At 69.9% G+C, this 21,257-nt stretch carries 17 protein-coding genes; 6 read left to right on the top strand and 11 right to left on the bottom strand.

The features are described from left to right. Nucleotides 1-58 precede the first annotated feature (58 nt). Nucleotides 59-655, bottom strand: a complete 597-nt coding sequence (locus tag ACWEOO_RS09575) for a TetR-like C-terminal domain-containing protein (protein ID WP_355482157.1) — start codon at nucleotides 653-655, stop codon at nucleotides 59-61. Nucleotides 656-889: 234 nt separating this feature from the next. On the opposite strand from ACWEOO_RS09575, the gene ACWEOO_RS09570 reads away from it, so the two are divergent. Continuing rightward, nucleotides 890-1,312: a hypothetical protein gene (locus ACWEOO_RS09570; protein WP_452142610.1), complete on the top strand. Its 423-nt coding sequence runs from the start codon at nucleotides 890-892 to the stop codon at nucleotides 1,310-1,312. A 61-nt stretch (nucleotides 1,313-1,373) separates the two neighbouring features. Here ACWEOO_RS09570 and ACWEOO_RS09565 read toward each other — a convergent pair whose 3' ends face one another. Then, nucleotides 1,374-1,625 (bottom strand): DUF4229 domain-containing protein, encoded by a 252-nt coding sequence (locus tag ACWEOO_RS09565; protein ID WP_452142609.1) that lies wholly within the window; start codon nucleotides 1,623-1,625, stop codon nucleotides 1,374-1,376. Nucleotides 1,626-1,738: 113 nt separating this feature from the next. Here ACWEOO_RS09565 and ACWEOO_RS09560 point away from each other — a divergent pair, with 113 nt between their 5' ends. Further along, a complete protein-coding gene (locus ACWEOO_RS09560) occupies nucleotides 1,739-2,479 on the top strand; it encodes a hypothetical protein (RefSeq protein WP_355694508.1) in 741 nt (246 codons plus the stop codon). Further along, nucleotides 2,479-2,934, top strand: a complete 456-nt coding sequence (locus ACWEOO_RS09555) for a hypothetical protein (RefSeq protein WP_452142608.1) — start codon at nucleotides 2,479-2,481, stop codon at nucleotides 2,932-2,934. The genes ACWEOO_RS09560 and ACWEOO_RS09555 overlap by 1 nt, the downstream gene beginning before the upstream one ends. Before the next feature lie 7 nt (nucleotides 2,935-2,941). On the opposite strand, the gene ccsB is transcribed toward ACWEOO_RS09555, so the two are convergent. The 6 genes from ccsB to hemL are packed head-to-tail and all read right to left on the bottom strand — an operon-like array spanning nucleotide 2,942 to nucleotide 8,795. Continuing rightward, nucleotides 2,942-3,913 (bottom strand): c-type cytochrome biogenesis protein CcsB, encoded by a 972-nt coding sequence (gene ccsB, locus ACWEOO_RS09550; RefSeq protein WP_452142607.1) that lies wholly within the window; start codon nucleotides 3,911-3,913, stop codon nucleotides 2,942-2,944. After that, the gene (gene resB, locus ACWEOO_RS09545) at nucleotides 3,910-5,481 is read right to left on the bottom strand and encodes a cytochrome c biogenesis protein ResB (protein ID WP_452142606.1); all 1,572 of its coding nucleotides are present in this window, start codon (nucleotides 5,479-5,481) and stop codon (nucleotides 3,910-3,912) included. Before resB ends, ccsB begins: the two co-directional genes overlap by 4 nt. A 1-nt stretch (nucleotide 5,482) precedes the next feature. Beyond that, on the bottom strand, nucleotides 5,483-6,226 hold the full coding sequence (locus ACWEOO_RS09540) for a cytochrome c biogenesis CcdA family protein (protein ID WP_452142605.1): 744 nt from the start codon (nucleotides 6,224-6,226) through the stop codon (nucleotides 5,483-5,485). 16 nt (nucleotides 6,227-6,242) lie between these two features. Continuing rightward, nucleotides 6,243-6,809, bottom strand: a complete 567-nt coding sequence (locus ACWEOO_RS09535) for a TlpA family protein disulfide reductase (protein WP_452142604.1) — start codon at nucleotides 6,807-6,809, stop codon at nucleotides 6,243-6,245. Continuing rightward, a complete protein-coding gene (locus tag ACWEOO_RS09530; protein WP_359941051.1) occupies nucleotides 6,809-7,432 on the bottom strand; it encodes a histidine phosphatase family protein in 624 nt (207 codons plus the stop codon). Before ACWEOO_RS09530 ends, ACWEOO_RS09535 begins: the two co-directional genes overlap by 1 nt. 37 nt (nucleotides 7,433-7,469) lie before the next feature. Further along, on the bottom strand, nucleotides 7,470-8,795 hold the full coding sequence (gene hemL, locus ACWEOO_RS09525; protein ID WP_452142603.1) for a glutamate-1-semialdehyde 2,1-aminomutase: 1,326 nt from the start codon (nucleotides 8,793-8,795) through the stop codon (nucleotides 7,470-7,472). Nucleotides 8,796-9,076: 281 nt separating this feature from the next. On the opposite strand from hemL, the gene ACWEOO_RS09520 reads away from it, so the two are divergent. Continuing rightward, the gene (locus ACWEOO_RS09520) at nucleotides 9,077-10,444 is read left to right on the top strand and encodes a lytic murein transglycosylase (RefSeq protein ID WP_452142602.1); all 1,368 of its coding nucleotides are present in this window, start codon (nucleotides 9,077-9,079) and stop codon (nucleotides 10,442-10,444) included. A gap of 101 nt (nucleotides 10,445-10,545) precedes the next feature. On the opposite strand, the gene ACWEOO_RS09515 is transcribed toward ACWEOO_RS09520, so the two are convergent. The 3 genes from ACWEOO_RS09515 to ACWEOO_RS09505 form a co-directional block, all read right to left on the bottom strand. After that, the gene (locus tag ACWEOO_RS09515) at nucleotides 10,546-14,175 is read right to left on the bottom strand and encodes a S8 family peptidase (RefSeq protein WP_452142601.1); all 3,630 of its coding nucleotides are present in this window, start codon (nucleotides 14,173-14,175) and stop codon (nucleotides 10,546-10,548) included. Nucleotides 14,176-14,362: 187 nt separating this feature from the next. Further along, complete coding sequence (locus ACWEOO_RS09510) at nucleotides 14,363-15,325, bottom strand: LLM class F420-dependent oxidoreductase (protein ID WP_452142600.1); 963 nt, start codon at nucleotides 15,323-15,325, stop codon at nucleotides 14,363-14,365. Nucleotides 15,326-15,411: 86 nt separating this feature from the next. Beyond that, nucleotides 15,412-17,253, bottom strand: coding sequence for a S8 family serine peptidase (locus tag ACWEOO_RS09505; RefSeq protein ID WP_452142599.1), 1,842 nt, complete (start codon nucleotides 17,251-17,253; stop codon nucleotides 15,412-15,414). 119 nt (nucleotides 17,254-17,372) lie between these two features. Between ACWEOO_RS09505 and ACWEOO_RS09500 the strand changes: the two genes are divergently transcribed. Both ACWEOO_RS09500 and ACWEOO_RS09495 read left to right on the top strand, forming a co-directional pair. Then, nucleotides 17,373-18,014, top strand: a complete 642-nt coding sequence (locus ACWEOO_RS09500) for a hypothetical protein (RefSeq protein ID WP_452142598.1) — start codon at nucleotides 17,373-17,375, stop codon at nucleotides 18,012-18,014. Nucleotides 18,015-18,120: 106 nt separating this feature from the next. Further along, nucleotides 18,121-21,255, top strand: a complete 3,135-nt coding sequence (locus ACWEOO_RS09495) for a glycoside hydrolase family 3 N-terminal domain-containing protein (protein ID WP_452142597.1) — start codon at nucleotides 18,121-18,123, stop codon at nucleotides 21,253-21,255. Nucleotides 21,256-21,257 lie beyond the last annotated feature (2 nt).

Below are 21,257 nucleotides of genomic sequence, written 5' to 3'. Positions count from 1 at the left end.
AGTGTTTCCCCTCTTGGGCAGACTTGCCTGGTTGAATCGCGGACCGGCCCCTCACCGGTCAGCTCACCTGCGACCCCCGCGCCGCAGGCAGGATCACGTTGTCGATCACTCGGAGGATCAGGTCGTCGGTCGGCTCGACGCCGAGGATGTAGGCGTGGTGGATGATCACCGCGGGCAGCGTCACCGACAGCAGGGCGACGTCGACGTCCGGCGCGATCTCGCCGCGCTGGACGGCACGCTCGTACACCTTGTTGGTCAGCTCGTTGCGGGGCGCCAGGAAGCGCTCCCGGAAGGCCTTCTGCAGGTCGGCGTCGCGGTGCAGCGCGGTGAGCAGACCGGCCACCACCGACATCGGCATCTCGTCGGTGAAACCGCCGTCGCCGCACGCCATCGAGACCAGGTCGCCGCGCAGGCTGCCGGTGTCGACGTCCTCCGGCATCGGGCAGCCCTTCGCCCGGCTGATCGCGTCCACGACCAGCTCCGCCTTGGTGGACCAGCGCCGGTACAGCGTGGCCTTGCTGGCCTTCGCCGCCGTCGCCACCGCATCCATGGTCAGCCGGTCGTAGCCGAGCTCGGCCACCACCGCGACGGTCGCGTCGAGGATCTCCTCCTCCCGACCGCCTTCGACCCGCGGCCGCTGGCGCACCACATCCACAGTCATCACCCTGAGTAGCTACAAGAACACCGATAGAACGAAACGGTTTCGTTTCATCCACCACGTTACGACTCATGTGAAGGAATGCACAAACGATTTTCCCCGAAATTCGCCAGTGGCGTAAATCACTCTGCGTACCAGTTCTCGACTGGTACGCCGAGGCGCCCGGGCGTGTCGGGGCCCGTGTCAGGGCGCGGACAGACCGGTGTCAGCCGGGACCGCGATGGTCCTCCCATGACGAACAACAGCACTTCATCGATCACCCTGACCGACAACGACAAGCTCACCCTTGCCACCGCCGCGCACGGCGCGATCACGCTCATCACCGCGGCCGGCGTGAAGTCGGCCGGCAAGGTCGCCGTCGCCGGCGCCCTCGCCCTGTCCGCCGCGACCGGCCCGGTCGGGCACGCGCTCGCCGAGAAGCAGAAGAGCGTGAAACTCAAGGGCAAGTCCACCGCTGAACTCGCCGACACGGTGCTGCCGGCACTGACCGCGTCCATGAGCCTGCTCCAGCAGCAGGATCAGGCCGAGGCCGCCAACTTCCGCAGCACTGTCCTCACCGCGGTCGAGGCGGGCGCCCGCGCCGAGCGCGGCGGGACCGGTCCGGCCATGACCGAGATGATCCGCAAGATCACCGAAGCCCTCGACGCGGTATGACCCACCCGCGGATGCCGGCGGCCATCCTGCCGCCGGCGCCACCGCACAGGTCAGCGGGCGGTCAGTCGTCGTCCTCGGCCGAGCGGGCCTGCTCGAGGCGGGTGGAGATCTTCGTGGCGCGGGTCTCGATCTTGCCGGCCAGCCGGTCGCGGGCGGCCCGGAGGACGAAGATCGACAGGATCGACGAGATGATCAGGGCGATCAGCAGCAAGGGAAAGACGGTCAGCCAGTTGTTCAACGCGAACCACAGCACCGCGAAGCAGATGGCGAACAGCGCGGCCCGCAGGCCGGTGTAGATGGCGAATTCCTTCACAGCGATCCCTTTCCTCGCCTCACAGCATCACACACCCGCCGACCTCGACTCGACGACCCCCACCCCGACTACAATCCGAAATCGAAGGACTACACATCGTGAAAGGGGTGGGCATGATGCGTCTTGCCGTCGTCGTCGGCGCTCTCGCGCTGGCAGTGGCTCCGGTACCGGCCGCGGCAGTCCCGGCAGGTGACCCGGTGTACGAGTACGCGGTGGCTCACCCACTCGACCTCGCCGGTCTCGACCGGGTCTCCCGCCAACACACCGGAGCAGGTATCGAGGTGCAGCTGAACGGCATCGCCAAGCCCGTGACCGGCGCGGCGGCGCAAGAGATCCTCGACCGGCGCTGGGCGGCACGGAAGGCGGGCAAGAACCCGGCGGACAACCTCAGCGTCGGTTTCGTCTGGGTCGGCACCGTCGCCCGCGGGATCTGGGACTTCCGGGACGGATTCGTCGGTGGCGTACGGCCCGAGGACCTCTCGAGCGTGCAACTGTCTCTCGGCTGCACCCGGATCAAGCAGACGATCACCCGCACCTACGACTACACCAACGAGCAGACTCCGAATGCGGCGTACCTGTATCACGGCGGCCTGGGGACCAACGCGCCGATCAGTGCCGTGAAGGACGCGACCTCGGGCCACAAGATGGTCACCGACCACGGTGTGACCGACGTGATCCTCACCCGGCCCCGGGGCTGCTCCAAGCACGGCCACGGCGCGCAGTACACCTACGAGCACAACCAGGGTCAGTCCGGCTTCAGCGCCTCGGCCGGGTGGGGCTTCCTCAGCGTCAGCTACAGCGGCAGCGGGGTCCACTTCCAGAAGGGCACCGACCCCTCCTACAAGACCTTCTGATGCTGGGCGCCGCAGCAACACTCGCCCTGGTCGGCACACTGCTGACGCCGTCGGCCTCCGACTGGATCACCGACTGCCAGTACGGCACCTATCAGAACAGGGCGAGCAACCGCCTGACCTCCGGACGACTCGAGACCGGGCTGTGCAGTTACTCGACCACGGCTGTCTCGCAGGTGAACATCCGCTACCACAAGGAGCGCGGGAATCCTGTCACGCTGCGCTTCGCCTGGGAGTTCGTGAACAAGCAGGGCACCGTCCTGACCGGTACTCGTCACGACCTGGGGAAGTTCAGGCAGGCCGCCGGGCAGACCAAGTACTACGCCTGGAAGTACCCGTTCCCCGGGACCAAGCGGCCGGCTCCTCCGCTCGTGTGCGGGCGTGGGGTGATGGTGCAGTACGACGATGCCGGCGGGAGTGTCGTCGGGCGCTATCAGACCGGCGTGATCTGCTGGTAGCCCCGGCTCAGAGACCGGAGTAGGCGTGGAAGCCGGACAGCAGCAGGTTGACGCCGACGAAGTTGAACAGGAAGACGACCCACCCGGCGATCGCCACCCAGGCGGCGCGGCGGCCGCGCCAGCCCGCCGTCGCGCGGGCGTGCAGGTACGCCGCGTAGACCACCCAGGTCACCAGCGACCAGACCTCTTTCGGGTCCCAGCCCCAGGCGCGACCCCAGGCGTAGTACGCCCAGATCGGCCCGGCGACGAGGACGCCGAAGGTCCAGATCGGGAACGAGAACGCGTGCACCTTGTAGGCGACCGCGTCGATCGACTCGGCGGACGGGACCCGGCGCAGCGCGGCCGGCATCGACTTGCCGTCGACGGCCCGGGCCTCGGCCCTGGACTTGATCAGGTAGAGCACGGAGGCCAGCCCGCCCAGCGTGAACCCGCCGCCGGCGATCGCCGCCGCGGACACGTGGATCACCAGCCAGTACGAGTGCAGCGCCGGCAGCAGGTCACCGGCCGGGACGTAGAACGCCAAGACGGCGATGCCGAGCGCGGCGGTGATGACGAAGGTGACTCCGAGACCGAGCCACTGCAGCCGCTGACGCTTGAGCAGTGCGAGGTACACGATCGCGACCGCCAGCGACGCCGTGATGGAGAACTCGTACATGTTGCCCCACGGCACCCGCCCGGCAGCCAGTCCGCGGGTCAGCACACCGCCGGCGTGCAGCGCGAAGGCCAGCACGGTCAGCAGGATGCCGATCCGGCTCGCCTGGTCGCCACGCACCGACGATTCGTCCGCGACAGCATCGGCCGGGGCGTCCGGAACCTCCCCGCCGTCCGCGGCGACCAGCACCTTCGCCTCGGCGTCCTTCTTCACCACCCGCAGGCCGCTCGCCCATTCCACCGCGTGCGCGAGCATCGCGAGCCCGTAGATGATCGTCGCGGTCGGGATCAGCAGATTCGACAGCGATGCCAGGGTGGACGGGTTCATACCTGCTCCTGCTTCTTCAGGCTCTTCACGATCGCGCCGATCTCGTCACCGAGTCCACGCTCCAGTCCCCGGTCGAGACCGGCGACCTCGACAACGGTACGCCCGTCCTCGTCGCGGACCCGTACCCAGGTACGGCGCGGGTGCACGAACAGCGAGCCCATCAGGCCGAGGATCGCCAGCAGGATGCCGCCCAGCGCCAGGTTCTTGCCGGGCGTGTCGCTGATCTGCAGCTTCACCCAGCGGCTGTAGCCGTCGAACGTGAGCGACCCGGCCTTGTCGGGGAGCGGGACGCTCTGCCCGGGGGCGAGCTGGAACCGCCACTTGTCACCGTTCTGGGTGAACTGCGTCAGCTTCGTCTTGTCCAGCTGGTACACCGACTCCGGCTTCCCGGTCTCGGGCTGCGGGCGGCCGTAGTACCCGGTCATCACCAGCGCCGGGTTCAGGTCGTCGGGGAACATCGACACCGGCCCCTGCTGGCCGATGACGGCCGTGGGCAGGAAGAAGCCCTCGAACCCGAGGGTCGCCGGTCGCGCGTCCGGCGCCTTGATCACGCCGAACGACGAGAAGTTGGCGTCCTGCGGCAGGAACGGCGCCGGACCGGAGAACGCCACGTTGCCCTGCCCGTCGCGGACCGTCACTCGCGGCGCGTACCCGTGACCGAGCAGGAAGACGTCGCTGCCGTCGACCCGGAGCGGGTGGTTGACCTCGAGGAGGTACGGCTTCTCGGGCGCGTCCGGCGTCTCCTGGTACGTCAGCTGCGCCTTGAACTCACGTGCCGCGCCCTTCTGCGGACCGTCCTCCTGGAACTTCGCCTGGAAGTCCTTGACGGTCAGCGAGAACGGCGGCAGGTCGTCGTCACCGCTGAACGCCCGACCGGGCGTGAAGTCGTCGTACTGCGCGACGGAGTTGGAGAAACCGTTGCCCACGACAACCAGCACGGTGCCGCGGTAGCCGAACAGCGATCCCCAGGCGACCCCGATCAGCGCCAGGATCAGCGAGAAGTGGAAGAGCAGGTTGCCCGCCTCGCGCAGGTAGCCGCGCTCCGCACCGACCGCGCCGTCGTAGGCCTGCACCCGGAAACGGCGCTTGCGCAGCTCCCGGGTCGCGACCTCGAGGACGTCACCGGCCTCGGGGATCTCGAAGCGCTCGTAGCCGGGCAGGCGGTTCAGGTTCCGCGGCGGCTTCGGCGGCCGCGCCCGCAGACCCTTCAGGTAGACGGACAGCCGCGGGACGACGCAGCCGATCAGCGAGATGAACAGCAACAGGTAGATCGCCGAGAACCACGCCGACTTGTAGACGTCGAACAGGCCGAGCTTGTCGTACAGCGGGCCGAGCTTCGGGTGCGCGGCGAGGAAGTCCGACACCTTGATCGGGTCGATCGGCGTCTGCGGGATCAGCGATCCCGGCACCGCGCCGAGCGCCAGCAGGAACAGCAGCACCAGCGCCGTCTTCATCGACGTCAGCTGCCGCCACATCCAGCGCAGCCAGCCGACCAGGCCGAGCGCGGGCGGGGTTCCCGGCTCCTCGGGGCCGGAGGCGGCCGCAATGCGGTCCTTCACTTCCGACATGTCAGACCGCCGATCCGAAGTTGGCGACCCACTGCCGCAGGTCCGCGGTCATCGCATCCCACACTCCCGTCAGCAGCAGCAGTCCCACCGCGATCATCAGTACGCCGCCGATCCGGATCACCAGCAGCTGGTGCTTGCGGACCCACGCGACCGCGGCCAGCATCCGGCGGAACGCCAGTGCCGCCACGATGAACGGGATCCCCAGGCCGAGGCTGAACACCAGCGCGAGCGCCGCGCCGCGACCGGTGCTGCCCTCGGTCGTGGCCAGCGTCATCACGGTCCCGAGCGTCGGCCCGATACACGGCGTCCACCCGAAGCCGAACAGTACGCCGAGCAGCGGCGCCGCCGCGATCCCGACCGCGGGCACCCGGTGCACCCGCAGATCCTGCTGCAGGAACCCGAACCCGCCGAGGAAGACCAGCCCCAGGACGATGGTCAGCGCGCCGAGCACCTTCGTGATCGTCGCCTGGTGGTCGATCAGCAGGTCGCCCGCGGTCCCGAACACCACGCCGGTGAGGATGAAGACCGCGGAGAAGCCGGCCACGAACAACGCCGTACCGGCGAGCATCCGGCCGCGTTTCTCGGAGCCGAGCTCGGCCGCGGACAGGCCGGTGACGTAGGAGAGGTAGCCGGGCAGCAGCGGTACGACGCACGGTGAGAAGAACGAGATCGCACCGGCCAGCACCGCGATCGGCAGTGCGACCAGCATCGAACCCGTCATCGAGTCGGCGAACCACTGTCCCATCAGGCTGCGCCTAACCTCATTGAGCTTCAGCCACCATTCCCAGAAGCGTCTGCTTCGTGACTTCACCGACGACGCGGCCGGCGACCTTGCCGGACTTGTCGATCACCAGTGTGGTCGGGATCGCGGCCGGCGAGAGCTGGCCGCGGAACCGCAGCAGCGCCTTGCCGTTCGGGTCGTAGATGCTCGGGAACGGTACGCCGAACTCCTGGACGAACTTCTTCGCCGGGGCCTTGTCCAGGTCGCGGGTGTTCAATCCGATGAACTGCACCGAGGGCCCCAGCTCCTTCGAGGCCGCCACCAGGTCAGGGGCCTCCTTGCGGCACGGCGGGCACCACGAACCCCACACGTTGAGGACGACCACCTTGCCGACCTGGTCCGACAGGGTCCAGGTCTTGCCGTCCAGGGTCTGACCGGTGAGCTGCGGCGCGGGCTTCCGGTCGCTCGGGGCGAACATCGACACGTTGCCGTTGCCGCTGACGAATCCGGCCTGGCCCTCGCGGTTCTGCGCCGATTGCTGCCCCGACGAGCAGGCGGTCACCGCCAGCAGCAGACCGGCGACCAGCACAACGACGCGACGACGCATCAGGCCCCTCCGACGAACTTCTTCGGGTTCTTCACCGGGAGCAGGTCCTTGGCCGGCTCGGAGTACCCGACCGAGACGATCTCCTCGCCGTGGAACGTGAACGAGGTCAGGCTGGCCAGGCTGCACTGCCGCTTGCGCGGGTCGTGCAGCATCCGGCGGCCCTCGATCGCGGACCGGACGATCCAGATCGGCAGCTGGTGCGACACGATCAGCGCCTCGTGGCCCGCGGCCTTCTGCCGGGCGGTCTCGATCGCGTCCCGCATCCGGCGGACGAGCTGGTTGTACGGCTCGCCCCAGGACGGCTTCCACGGGTTCCGCAGCAGCCACCAGGCGCTCGGCTGGCGCAGCGCGCCGTCACCGACGCCGAACTTCTTGCCCTCGAACAGGTTCGCCGCCTCGATCACCCGCTCGTCGATGTCCGGCGTGATCCCGAACACCTCGGCGATCGGCCGCATCGTCTCCTGGGCCCGCTCCAGCGGCGAGCTGACCAGGTGCACGATGTCGCGCCCCTTGACGTGCTCGGCCACCCGCTCGGCCATCGCCCGGCCGAGCTCGGACAGGTGGAAGTCGGGGATCCGGCCGTAGAGCACGCCGGTCGGGTTGTGCACCTCGCCGTGACGCATCAGGTGCACGACCGTCGTTTCGGTCACCGCTGTCCCTTCACTCTCGTACGGCGGCCGCCGCGCGGGCTGCCGGTGCCAGGGCGGACTCGAGCTCGGTGAGCGCGTCGTCGTCGATCGCCGCGCTCACGAACCAGGCCTCGAACGCGCTCGGTGGCAGGTAGACACCGGCGTCCAGCATGGCATGGAAGAACGCCGTGAACCGGGGCAGCACCTGGGCGTTGGCCCCGGCGAAGTCCCGGATCTCGGCAGGTCCCTCCGAGGACTCCACGAAGAAGACGCTGAAGAGGTTCCCGGCCGCCGAGATGACGTGCGGCACACCTTCCTTGTCCAGCGCGGTCGACACCAGCCGCTGGATGGTCAGCGAGGTCTCGTCGAGCTTGGCGTACACCTCGTCGGTGGCCAGCCGCAGCGTGGTCAGGCCGGCGGTGGTGGCGATCGGGTTCCCGGACAGCGTGCCGGCCTGGTAGACCGAGCCCTCCGGCGCCAGGTGCGCCATCACGTCGGCGCGGCCGCCGAACGCCGCGGCCGGAAAACCGCCGCCCATCACCTTTCCGAACGTCATCAGGTCCGGCCGCACGCCGTCGACGCCGTACCAGCCCGAGCGGGTGATGCGGAAGCCGGTCATGACCTCGTCGGAAATGAACAGCGCACCGTTTTCCTTGCAGATCCGGGCGAGGAACGCGTTGAAGCCGTCACGCGGCGGAACGACGCCCATGTTGCCCGGCGACGCCTCGGTGATCACGGCCGCGATCTGCTCGCCGTACTCGGAAAACGCTGCCGTGACGGCCGCCTGGTCGTTGTACGGCAGCACGATGGTGTCGGCCGTGGTCGCCTCGGTGACGCCCGGCGTCCCGGGGATGCCCAGCGTCAGGACGCCGGAACCGGCCTGGGCCAGCAGCGCGTCCACATGGCCGTGGTAGCAGCCGGCGAACTTCACGATCTTGGCGCGCCCGGTGAACCCGCGGGCCAGCCGGAGCGCGGACATCGTCGCCTCGGTCCCGGACGACACCAGCCGGACCTTGTCGACCGGCGTCCGCGCGACGATCTCCTCGCCGAGCAGGACCTCGGTCTCGGTCGGCGTCCCATACGACGTCCCGCGGCCGACGGCGGCCTGGACGGCGGCGATCACCTCGGGATGCGCGTGGCCGAGCAGCAGCGGCCCCCAGGAGGAGACCAGGTCGACGTAGCGGTTGCCGTCGACATCGGTCATGTGACATCCGTCACCGGAGGCCATGAAACGCGGCACGCCGCCGACGGCGCGGAACGCGCGGACGGGAGAGTTGACCCCGCCCGGCGTCACGGCGGAGGCCCTGTCGAAGAGCGCGGCGGACTGTTCTGTGTGGTCGGGCCCAAGGTCACTCACCGGGCCATTCTCCCCGACCGGGCGAACGGCCCGGCGGGCAGGGCCGGGCCAATTCCTGGTACCGATCGTTCCCAAGGGGTTCACAGGCGCTTTGTTACGCGCCAGTATGGGTACCCGGTCACCGCACGTACACGGCCTACGTCCGACGCGTAACCCACGCAACGGGGCGGACGTTAGACCTGATACGACGACAACCGACAGTGACACAAAAGACGTAGGACACAAAGACTGTCCGCAGCGTGGGGCCGGGCTGGTCGATGAGTCACGGAGGGGACTAATCGATGGCGAAGGGCAAGCGCCGCGCCACGGGAAGCGGGTGGCGTCAGGTGGCGCCGCTGATCCCGTTGGCGCTGTTCGCGAGCGCGTTCACCGTCAGCGCCACGGACGACCCGGCGATCGCGACCGCGTCGCTGGAGAACGGCCTGTCCGGCGGCAGCCCGGTCGTCGTACCGAAGCAGCCGGTCCGCGAGCCGGCCAACGTGCCGGTGCCGGGCGTGGTCGGCCATGGCGTCGACCCCGGCGAGCAGCCGACCCAGGTGGTCTCGGGTCTGTCCCGCAACGGCATCCCGAACGCCGCGCTGAAGGCGTACTCGCGGGCCCAGCAGGTGCTCGCCCAGGCGGACCCGTCGTGCCACCTGCCGTGGACGCTGGTGGCCGCGATCGGCCGCGTCGAGTCCAACCACGGCCGCTTCGGCGGCAACGCGCTGAACGCGCAGGGCGTCGCGATCCCGGGCATCTTCGGCCCGCGGCTGGACGGCTCGTCCGGCATGGCCCGGATCTCGGACACCGACGCGGGCTCGTTCGACGGTGACGGCGCGTTCGACCGCGCGGTCGGGCCGATGCAGTTCATCCCCGGCACCTGGCGGGCGATGGGCGTGGACGGCGACGGCGACGGCGTGCGGAACCCGCAGGACATCGACGACGCGGCGATGTCGACCGGGGTGTACCTGTGCTCCGGCAAGACCGACCTCGCCGACGCGAGCGACCTGAACGCGGCGATCCTGCGCTACAACCACTCCCAGCAGTACGTCGACCTGGTGACGAGCATCGCCAAGGCGTATGCCGGTGGCAGCTGGATCGCGGTCGGCAACGGCACCGCGGGCGACGACGTCGACGAGGCCGGCGACCAGATCGGCGACTCGACGATCGACGCGCCGTCCGACAAGGACCTGCCGCAGGCGATCGACATCCCGACGCCGACGGCCACGCCGACCCCGACGCTGACCGACGGCCGCGGCGGCACCCGCGAGACGACCCGGCCGACCGCCGAGCCGACCGCGACGCCGAGCAGCCGGCCGACCGCGACGCCGACGTCGAAGCCGTCGCCCTCGAAGCCGACGACCGCCAAGCCGACGGTTCCGACCACCACGACCACGACCACGACGCCGGGGCTCACCAGCCTCACCACGGCCGTCGGCGTGATCGTCGGCACGGTCGGCAGCACGCTGCAGGAGCTGCAGAAGGCCACGACGTACTGCCAGAGCGAGATGGCGAAGGTGACGATCACCAAGCCGACCCAGGCGCAGCTGCAGAAGTGCGTGACTGCCTACCAGACCGGCGGCGCGAAGGCTGTCGACCAGGTCATCCGCGGTCTCCTGTCCGCCCTCGGACTGCTGGGCATCCTGGGCGGAGGCATCCTCGGCAGCTGAACCTCACTGGACCGGCGCGCCTGCCCCCACCCCTCCCTAGGCGCGCCCCTGGCGACGCCACGAAGCAATCCCCCCGCTTCGTGGCGTCGCCCTTTTAACGTTCAGCTCGCCCAGGCCCGGTCGATCGTCTGGGTGATGCTGTTGCCGATCAGGTCCGTCGCGGTCACCCGGAGACTCGGGTACGCGCCGGCCGGGACCTGGGCCCGCACGGTGCCGATCCCGCGCAGCGCCAGCTTCGTCCAGGTCTTCCCGTCGTACGAGATCTCGGCCGTCGTCCGGAAGACCCCCAGGCTGCGGACACCCGGCTGGTACCGCGGCGTCAGCTCGAGCCGGCCGTTGGTGTGCCGGTAGTCGACCTGGACGAGCGGCAGGACCGCGCGGCTCTTCGACGGCGCCGACACGAAGTGCCACTGGGTGTGCGTCGACGTGGACGTCTTCGCCCAGCTGTTCGGCCCGCGCTTCTGGTCCAGCGTCAGGTCGTACCAGGCCGCCTTGGCCGGGACAGTGAACTGCGCGACCGACCAGTTCTTGCTGCCGAGTTCGACGCCGTTGCTGCTCAGCTTCAGGCTCGTCACGTCGCCGCGGTCGCCCCAGCCGAACACCGTCCGGTCGCCGCTGACGTACTGCGGGATCGCGATCCGCAACGCGTTCTCGAACCGCGCCGGCGGCCAGCCCTGCGCCTCGTCACTGGAGGCGTCCGACAACCCCGGTACGGCGGGCCGCGTCAGCGACTCCCACCAGCCGCGCGTGACCTGCTCGCCCGGCCGGTACGCCCGCGTGATCGTCGACTCGAAGCCGCTCTCGTTCCACTCGCCCGCGGATGTCGTCTCGTCCCAGGTGACGCCCTTCTGATCCGTCACGAGGTAGTCGGTCCGCTTGACCGCACCGGCGATCAGCCGCGACGCGCTCAGGCCGGTGGCGATCCCCGGCAGGTGGGCGATCCGCTGGTCCCGGTGCAGCCAGAACGCGTCGTTGCGCTGGAAGTCGGTCGTCACGACGGCCGGGCGCATCTTGGCGGCGTCGTACGTCAGCGCGCCCTTCACGACCGACGGGGCGAGCGCGACGTCGTACCTGTAGGTGCTGTCGAGCAGACCGGTGAGCTGCAGCGAGACCGGGCCCGCGCCCAACTGGTTGAGCAACTGCTTGCCCTGCTCGGCGCGCAGCAGGTAGAGCGGGACGCCCTCCTCGGCTCCGGTCGACCAGTAGCCGGGGGCCTCGTTGTAGAGGAACACCACCTTGGCGCCGGCCGCCTTCGCCGCCTTCACCTGTTCGGTGGTCGCGTCGAAGCCGCCCCACCGGATGAGCACGGCCTTGTCCTTGGCGCCAGTCAGCTCGCCCGCCGTGCCGTCGCCGCCGTTGTAGAGCGGCAGCTTCTCGTTCCCGACGTACACGGACCGCTGCGAGCCCTCGGCCGGTGTCGACAGGCGGGCGCCGTTGACGTCCACAGTCAGCTTCGGCTGCGCGAGGTCCCAGCGCTGTACGACCTGGAAGGTGCCGTTGGCAACCTTTCCGAAGTCCTGCACGTAGACGCCGTCGGCGATCCGGCCGTTGAACGCCCAGCCGGACACCGCGTCCCGGTCGCCGACCTTGCGGTGCCAGGCGAGCCCAATGCTCTGCGCCTCGGCCGGTCGCGGCGTCTTGATCGTCACCTTGTGCGCGGTCCGGGCGTCGAAGGTGAACGTCCGGTCGCGGTCGATCCACTCGTCCGGATCACCGAGCAGCGTGATCGAGTTCGCCCAGTCCGCCTCGTCGCCGCCGACGGCGTACGCCATCACGCTGTAGCGCCCGGTCGGTACGTCGAGGGTGCGGCTGCCGGTCTCGTCGAACGCGATCGCGTTCACGTCGCCGGTGTCCTGGTTCCACAGCTGGACGCCGCTCGCGCCGGCCTTGGTCGTGGCAGGCTGCCCGTCGCGGCCGATCGCCTTCACGGTCACCTGGTTCAGCCGCCCACCGGCCGCGAACCCGAGGCCGGTCCGGGACGCCGTGGCGCCGGCGCGGGCGGTCAGTACACCGGCGTACTTGGCCGGCTGGGTCTTCGCCAGATCGAGTGTGACGGTCGCGGACGCCGTACCACCGGCGGGGACGGTCAGCCGGGCCGGGCTCACCGTCAGCCCGGCCGCCACCCCCGCCGGAGACTGAGCGGCGACCGACAGCGTCAGCGTCACCGGCCGGCTCGAGTTGTTGTGATAGGCAACCTTGCGGCTGACTGGCGCGGGTACGGTCGTCCCCGTCCAGGACAGGTCGCCGAAGAACAGGTTGGCGGTGTCCGGCAGGACCTTGGGGTCGAGCGCGTTCGGGATGTCGACCCGGCCGAGTCCCTGCTGGTCGGTGCGGGCGCCCGCGGACGGGACGGCCGTCGAGGCCAGCGCGGCCTTCAACTGCGGGCCGGTCCAGTCGGGATGGCGCTGCGCGAGGATCGCCGCGGCGCCGGCGACATGCGGCGTCGCCATCGACGTACCGCTCATCGCCGTGTAGTACTGGCCGAGGACGTGACCCTGCTCGGTGCCGGCCGCGCGGGCGGCGGCGATCTCCACACCCGGAGCGGTGACCTCGGGCTTGAGCGCGCCGTCACCGAGCCGCGGGCCGCGGCTGGAGAAGGCTGCCAGGCTGTCGTCGCGGTCGACCGCGCCGACGGTCAGCGCCTCGGACGCCGTCCCCGGAGAACCGACGGTTTCCTCGGCGCCGGAGTTGCCGGCCGCGATCACGAACAGCGCGCCGCTCGACTTCGACAGCCGGTCGACGGCCTCGCTCATCGGGTCGGTGCCGTCGGACGGCCAGCCGCCGAGGCTCATGCTGACCACCTTCGCGCCCTGCTGGACGGCCCACTCCATCCCGGCGATCGCCTCGGAGTCGTACCCGCCGCCGCTGTTGTCGAGCACCTTGCCGATCAGCAGGTCCGCCCCCGGCGCGACGCCCTTCCGGACGCCGCCGGACGCCGTACCGAGGCCCGCGACGATCGACGCGGTGTGCGTGCCGTGGCCGTGCAGGTCCTGGACGGCCTCGTCGGGGACGAAGCTCTCCGACGCGACGACCTGCTTGGCGAGGTCCGGGTGGCCGGCGTCGTACCCGGTGTCGAGCACGGCGACCTTGACGCCGTTGCCGTCGTACCCCTGCTTCCAGGCGGTCGGGGCGCCGATCTGCTTCGTGGAGCGGTCGAGGGTGGCGTGTGTGCGGCCGTCGAGCCAGATCTTGGTCACCTGGCTGCTCTTGAACGTGGTCGGGCCGCTGATGCCGTCCCAGAAGGTCTTCGCGTCGGCCTTCCGTACGGAGACCGCGCTGCTTCCGACGCTGGACAGCGTACGGCGGAGTGTGGCCGCCGTACTGCGCAACGTCGCGGAGCCGGAGATCAGCAGCGGCAACTGGTCGCTGCTCGCGTCGTCGTACCCCTGCGCGGCCAGCTCGGTCAGGTTGAAGAGGCGCTTGTCGAGCCGGCCCGCGGTGAGCAGCGGGTACGCGTCGGCCGGGACCAGCGTGAGGTCTCCGTCGAAGGTGCCGAAGTAGTACGGCTCGTCACCGAGCAGGCGGGCCGAGACCTGGCCGTTGGAGCTCGTGGTGAGCTCGGCGACGTCGCCGGTGACCAGCGTGATCCGCTTGCTGCCCGCACCGGGCGTCGGATCGGCTGCCGTGGGGCCGGCCGGTGCGTCGGGCGGGCCGGCATTCGCCGTGGTGGTCGTCAGCAGCAGGGAACCGGCGACCACCGCAGCGAGCAGGCCAACCGCGGACCGGGACATTAGAGACATCACAGGGGGAACCTCCCGACGCCCCGACCCACGCGAGGCCGTCGCCGAGAGCCTGACAGTTGCCTTCAGCCCCGGTCCACCAATCCCCCTGACCTACACCCGCCATGACCGATACCAGCCACTTTGAGCACCCACCAACCAGAAACCGCACCGAAATGTGATTGGTGGGTGCTCAAAGTCAGGCGAAGCGCTTCGCGATGTTCTCGACGCGCTCCAGCAGGTCGAGGTCGTAGGCGACGCCGGGGACGTAGAAGAGCACGTAGTCGGCGCCGGCCTCGAGGACGGCCTCGACCTTGTCGGCGATCTCGTCCTCGGTGGCGATCAGGTTGTCCCGGTCGAACTTCTCCCGGTTCATCGGGCCGAGCGCCTTCTCGGTCGCCTTCTGCGGGTCGTCGCCCTTGTCGATCGGGAACACGTTGAAGTTCGTCGACTTGATGATCTCGTCGTAGTCGCGGCCGACCTTCTGGCAGTGCCCGCGGAGGATGTCCGCCTTCTCCTTGAAGGTCTCCGGGTTGCCGCCGCCGATGTTCGCCGCGTCGGCGTACTGCGCGACCAGCTTCAGCGTGACCTTCGGGCCGCCGCCGCCGATCCAGAAGCTCGGGTGCGGCTTCCGGACGCCCTTCGGCTCGTTGATCGGGGCGTCGATCGAGTAGTACTTGCCGTTGTAGACCGGCTTGTCCTCGGTCCACATCTTGTAGATGATCTCGGTCGCCTCGCGGAACGCCGCCATCCGCTGCGGGATGTCGGTCCACTCGTAGCCGTACGCCTTCCACTCGTGCTCGTACCAGCCCGCGCCGATCCCGGCGTACAGGCGGCCGTGGCTGGCGACGTCGACGGTGGAGGCGATCTTCGCGTAGAGCGAGGGGTTGCGGTACCCGTTGCAGCCGACCATCTGGCCGATGTTCACCCGCTTGGTGTCGCGGGCCAGCGCCGCGGTGGCGCTCCAGCACTCGAAGGTGGTGTTGTCACTCGGCTCCGGCACCGTGTGGAAGTGGTCGAACAGCCAGATCGAGTCCCAGGACTGCTCGTCGGCGCGCTGGGCGACGGCCGTCATCGCCTCCCACTGCTCGATCGGGTCGGCGATCCCGGCCAGGTCCATCTTCCAGCCCTGCGGTACGAAGACCCCGAAACGTGTAGTCATGCCGCCATCCTTTCCGGGGATGGCGGCATCGGTCCATGACTACGAGTACTGAATTCGTTCTCAATCGGACCACTGCAGCTTCTGAATCAGCGGGCGCTCAACACCCCCGCGCCGAACTCGGGGCCGGTGCGGTGCTTCGCCCGGGCCGCGAGGATCACGTTCAGGGCCACCGGGGAGAGCTTGCCGCCGAACTCCTGCCTGGTCAGGGCCGCGACGCCCGCCGCGGTCGGCGCGCTGGCCGACGTACCGAAGAAACGGCAGGCGCCCTGCACGGTGGTCGGGCAGGTGCCGGAGCCGAAGCCGCCCGCGCCGCTCACGGAGACGCCGTCCGACGCCACCCAGTACGGCGCCGGGAAGGTCCTGGCCCCCGGGCCGGCGATGCCGCGGCACGGGCCCGGCTTGCCGCCCGCACACCGCGTCGTGGTCACGACCTGCGTCGGGCCCGCCGCGCTGTACGCCTCCAGCGGGGCGACGGCGGGGTCGACCGACACGCTGGCGTTGACGGCGCCGGCGCTGGTGGCGAAGCCCAGGTAGTTCGAGTCCGGGTTCATCGAGCCGGCGCGCTCCGGCGGGTCGATCGTCTGGACGCCGGCCGAGAGCGCCCGCCAGCGCAGGTCGAGGATCGGCGGCGTCACGGCCGACGACGTGCCCTGGACGTCGACGACCAGCTTGGCGGGCTGCGCCACACCGGTCGTGTTCTCGTAGATGAACTGCTCGATGGTGTCGCCGACGCCGTTCGCCTGGACGCCGGTGCTGGACGCGAGGCACGTCGTACCGGCGGCGTCCATCAGGTACAGGTTCAGGTCGGTGAAGCCGCCCTGGCCCGCCGTCGGGTAGACGGCCCGCGGCTCGCTCCACTGCAGCGTCGGCATCACGGTCGCACCGGGCAGCAGGTTGAGGTTGTACGTCGTGTCGGTGCCGCGCAGCTGCACGACGTTGTCAGGTGCGTTCGGGCAGCCGGTGAACGGGCCGGTGGCGCCGTCCGGTCCGCTGCCCGTGCCGATCGCCTTGACCCGCGGCGCGTGCCGGCCGCCGAGGTTGCCGGCCGACGAGCTGACCCAGATGCCGTGCTTGGCGAGGCTCTCCGCCGTCGCCGCGCCGATGCCCTGCTGGAACGCGGGCTCGTCGTCGAGGGCGATGTCCTCGGCGATCATCGTGACGCCGGCCGCAGCCAGCGTGTGGAACGCCTCGACGTACTGCGCGGTCGTGTCCTGCGTGCTGGCGAAGGCGAGCTTCGCGCCCGGCGCCAGGTCGTGGATGATCTCGAGCATCGCGGTGCCCTCGTCGTCCTCGTACGACGCCGCCTGCTGCAGCACCTGGACGTCGGCCGGTAGCTCACCCTGCGCGATCGAGTCGGCGATGTGGTCGACGTCGCCGGAGATCGCACCGACCTTCTGCCCGCGTCCGGTCAGGCCGCGCGCCTGGGCCAGGTCGGCCTTGTGCAACGCGACGCCCTCGGCGGTGATCGGTCCGACGTCGACGGCCGGGCGCAGCGAGGGCCGCAGCGCGGTCACCCAGCCGAGCGCGGCGACGGCGTCGAGCTTGTCGTACGGCACCGAGGCGGACACGAGCCCGGTGCTCGGCATGTCGACGCCTGGGACCTTCTTGAAGTCGGCAGAGTTCTTCAGGACCGACACGCCCAAGGACGCCAGGTCGGCCCGCTGCTGCGTGGTGACCGGCTGCGCGGCGTACACCTGTACGCCGAGACGCTGGCCGCTCGCGTCCGCGCTCAGTGCGCGCGCCTTCACACCGGTCTGTTTGGCCGCGGCCGCCTTCGCGGCGTCCCGCAACAGCGACGGGACCTTCGCGGATGCACCGGGGCTTTCAGCAGAGCTCTGAGCCGGTCCCGCGGCGGCCGGTGTCACGACAGCGACCACCGCCATCGGGACCATCAGTGCCACGCTGCTCAGGACATAACGGAGCTTCATCGATTCCTCCCCACTCGACGCCGGGCACAACAGTCACCCACCGACGAACCACCTGTCCAGACCTCGCGTCGTACCCGAGCGAAGGAGGCAGGATCATCGACACCACGAAGTTCGATCAGTTGTTCGCCCTCGCCGCCCCGCAGATCAGCGCCGGGACACACCAGCGCGACGAGATCCCGCGCGACGGCGGGCGCTGGCCCGTCAGCGTCGTACTGCGCCCCGCGCCCGGGCCTCTCGCGTACGCCCTCGACGCGCTGACCCAGGAGGCCGCCGAACTGGCGGGGCCGGGTCACTGGCAGACCGGGCAGCTCGGATCAGCCCACTTGACCGTGCGGGCTCTGGAGCCGCGCCGCGAGCTGATCCCGCCCGACGACCCGGCTCTGACCCGCTACCGGTCGGCCCTCGGCCGCGCGGCCACCCGCAGCCCCTGGCCGATCGGCTTCCGCGTCACCGGCCTCACCCTCACCCCCGGCACCGTCATGGCCTGCGCCGAGCCGGTCGACACCACCGCCGACACCTTCAGCGACCACCTCACCGCCGAACTCGGCCCCGACGCCTGGCACGAACCCGACCGCCGCGACATCTGGTACCTCAACCTCCTCCACTTCACCGAAGACATCACCCACCCCGAAGACCTGATCACCTGGGTCAAGTCCCGCCGTCACCTCCCAGTCGGCACCACCACTATCCCCACCGCCGATCTGGTCCGCTCCGACCACCACCTCCGACCACGTCCCCACATGCGCCCGGCGCGCCTGTGAGAGCGCTCTAGTTCCGGAACCGGCGAGGTCTTGACCGCGGAGGGTGGGTGTTTGAGAGTCGGGGCCGGACGTGGGCGTCGGGCCCGGGTTCCGGGAGGGAGCGGCCATGCGTGGGTGGCGGCGGGTTGGTGTGGTTGTGGTGGCGGCGCTGGTGGCGGGGATGCTGCCGTTGGAGGCGGTGGCCGATGATCCGGCGCCGATGACGCTGGCGGCGTTCGAGGGCGGCGAGCCGTTCGCCGCGCCGCCGAACGCCGGGATCTTCACCTGGGGCAGTGACGCGGACGATCCGCCGACGCTCGAGCTCCAGGCCCGGGCGGACGCGCCGGCCGGCGAGAAGGTGTTGCACGGGACCTACGACATCAGCGGCTGGGGCGGGTTCAGCCACGACGTGACGTACGACGTGAACCCGGGCGACTGGTCGCCGTACAAGGGCATCCGCTTCTGGTGGTACGGGCAGAACACCGCTCCGCTGCCGCCCGGCTCGGGGAAGCGGATCTTCTTCGAGATCAAGGACGGCGGTGCGAACGCCGAGGCGTCGGAGTTGTGGAACACGAGCTTCACCGACGACTGGCAGGGCTGGCACCAGGTCGAGATCCCGTTCAGCGAGCTCGTGTACCGCGGCGACTACCAGCCGGTCGGCGGTATCGACCACGTGCTGAACCTGACGCAGATGTGGGGCTACGCGTTCACGATGCCGGCCGGTTCGCCGGGTGAGTTCGCGATCGACCAGGTCGAGGTCTACGGCAAGGCCGACCCGGCGCTGAAGAACAGCGTGGTCACCGACGCCGACGTCTACCCGGTCAAGGAGGGCGGGACCGCGCAGGTGAAGGTCACGGTCGTGACCACCGGCGGCACGCCGCTCGACGAGCCGGTCACAGTCGCCTACCGGACCGGAACCGGAACGGCCGGCGCCGACGACTACACACCGGTTTCCGGAACGCTCACGTTCCCTGCCGGAACGGTTTCCGGAACGTCGCAGAACGTTTCCGTGACCACCCGGAAAGACAGTTCCGCGGAAGTTGCGGAAACCGTTCCCCTCGAGCTCACGGTGACCGGCGCGAAGGCCCCGCAGACCCAACCGGTCGTGGTGATCGACGCGCACGACCTGCCGTACCTGGACCGGAAACTCCCGCTCCGCAACCGCGTCGACGATCTGCTCGCCCGGATGACGGTGGCGGAAAAGGTCGGCCAGATGACCCAGGCCGAGCGGAACGCGCTCCGGTCCCGTTCCGACATCGCGTCCTACGCGCTCGGCTCGCTGCTGTCCGGCGGCGGCTCCGTCCCGACCCCGAACACGCCGGCCGCCTGGGCCGCGATGATCGACACCTTCCAGCGGAACGCGCAGGCCACCCGCCTGCAGATCCCGCTGATCTACGGCGTCGACGCCGTCCACGGGCACAACAACGTGGTCGGCGCGACGATCCTCCCGCACAACATCGCGATCGGCGCCACCCGCGATCCCGACCTGGCTCGGCGGACCGGCGAGGTCACCGCGACCGAGGTGCGCGCCACCGGCATCCCGTGGGACTTCGCGCCGTGCGTGTGCGTGGTCCGCGACGACCGCTGGGGCCGTGCCTACGAGGGGTACGGCGAGGACCCGGCGCTGGTCCAGTCGATGGCGACCGTCGTGACCGGGCTGCAGGGCAAGGCCGACGGCAGCCAGCTCGCGCGCAACAACCACGTGCTCGCAACCGCGAAGCACTTCGTCGGTGACGGCGGCACGACGTACGGCAGCTCGACCACGGGCTCGTACAAGATCGACCAAGGCGTCACACAGGTCACCCGCCAGCAACTCGAGGCCATCCACCTCGCACCGTTCAAGACCGCCGTGGACCTCGGCGTCGGCACCGTGATGCCGTCGTACTCGAGCCTGTCGGTCGACGGCGCGACGCCGGTCAAGATGCACGGCAACGGCGAGCTGATCAACGGCGTGCTGAAGCAGCGGATGGGCTTCGACGGGTTCGTGATCAGCGACTGGCAGGCGATCGACCAGCTCCCGGGCGACTACGCGAGCGACATCCGGACGTCGGTCAACGCCGGCCTGGACATGATCATGGTGCCGACGAACTACCAGGGCTTCACCCAGGGCCTGACCGCGGAGATCGAGGCCGGCCGGATCCCGATGCCGCGGATCGACGACGCGGTCCGCCGGATCCTGACCGAGAAGTTCAAGCTCGGCCTGTTCGAGCACCCGTACGCCGACACGACCAACGCCGCGTCGGTCGGATCGGCCGCACACCGCGCCGTCGGGCGCGAGGCCGCGGCGAAGTCGCAGGTGCTGCTGAAGAACCAGGACAACCTGTTGCCGTTGGCATCGACCAGCAAGGTGTACGTCGCGGGCAGCAACGCAGCAGACCTCGGCAACCAGATGGGCGGCTGGAGCATCAGCTGGCAGGGCGGATCGGGCGCGACCACCACGGGTACGACGATCCTCGACGGGATCAGGCAGGTGGTCCCGGACGCGACCTTCAGCGCGGACGCGTCGGCACCGCTCGCGGGTCACGACGTCGGCGTGGTCGTGGTCGGCGAACGCCCGTACGCCGAAGGGATCGGCGACGTCGGCAACGGCCACGACCTGTTGCTCTCGGCTGCCGACAAGGCGGCCGTCGACAAGGTCTGCGGCGCGATGAAGTGCGTCGTGCTGATCGTGTCCGGCCGGCCGCAGGTCATCGCCGACCAGCTCGGCGAGATCGACGCGCTCGTCGCCTCCTGGCTGCCGGGGACCGAAGGCGCCGGTGTCGCGGACGTGCTGTTCGGCAAGGTCCCGTTCAGCGGCCGGCTGCCGGTCAGCTGGCCGCGCACCGAGGACCAGCAGCCGCTCAACGTCGGCGATGCGTCCTACGACCCGCAGTACCCGTTCGGCTGGGGCCTCACCACCCAGGCCGCCGCCCGGCAGGCGTTGACCGAAGCGCGCAACAGCCTGCTGCGCAGGCACGACCCGTACGCGGTGGCGGCCGCGGCGACGGCGAGCGCCGCGCTCGGGATCCGCGACTGGTCAGGGCCGCAGGCAACTGTTGCACTGGCCGCGGCCGCCCGGTCCGCCACGTTCCTGGAGCGTACGAAGGCGGACACGTTCGCCGAGGACGACGCGGTGGTCGGCGTGGCCCGCTGGATCGCGCAGAACCACATCGGGCAGAACCTGGACGAGTCCGCGTCGAAGCTCGTCTCCGACGCTGACCACGCCCTCCTGAGCGGTCAATTGAGTACGGCGGTCGCCAAGCTGACCGCCGCGACCAGGTAGAT

The sequence above is a fragment of the Kribbella sp. NPDC004138 genome (assembly GCF_053603655.1).
The sequence above is the reverse complement of the archived record's forward strand: the minus strand, read 5'-3'. Positions and strand labels throughout refer to the sequence as shown.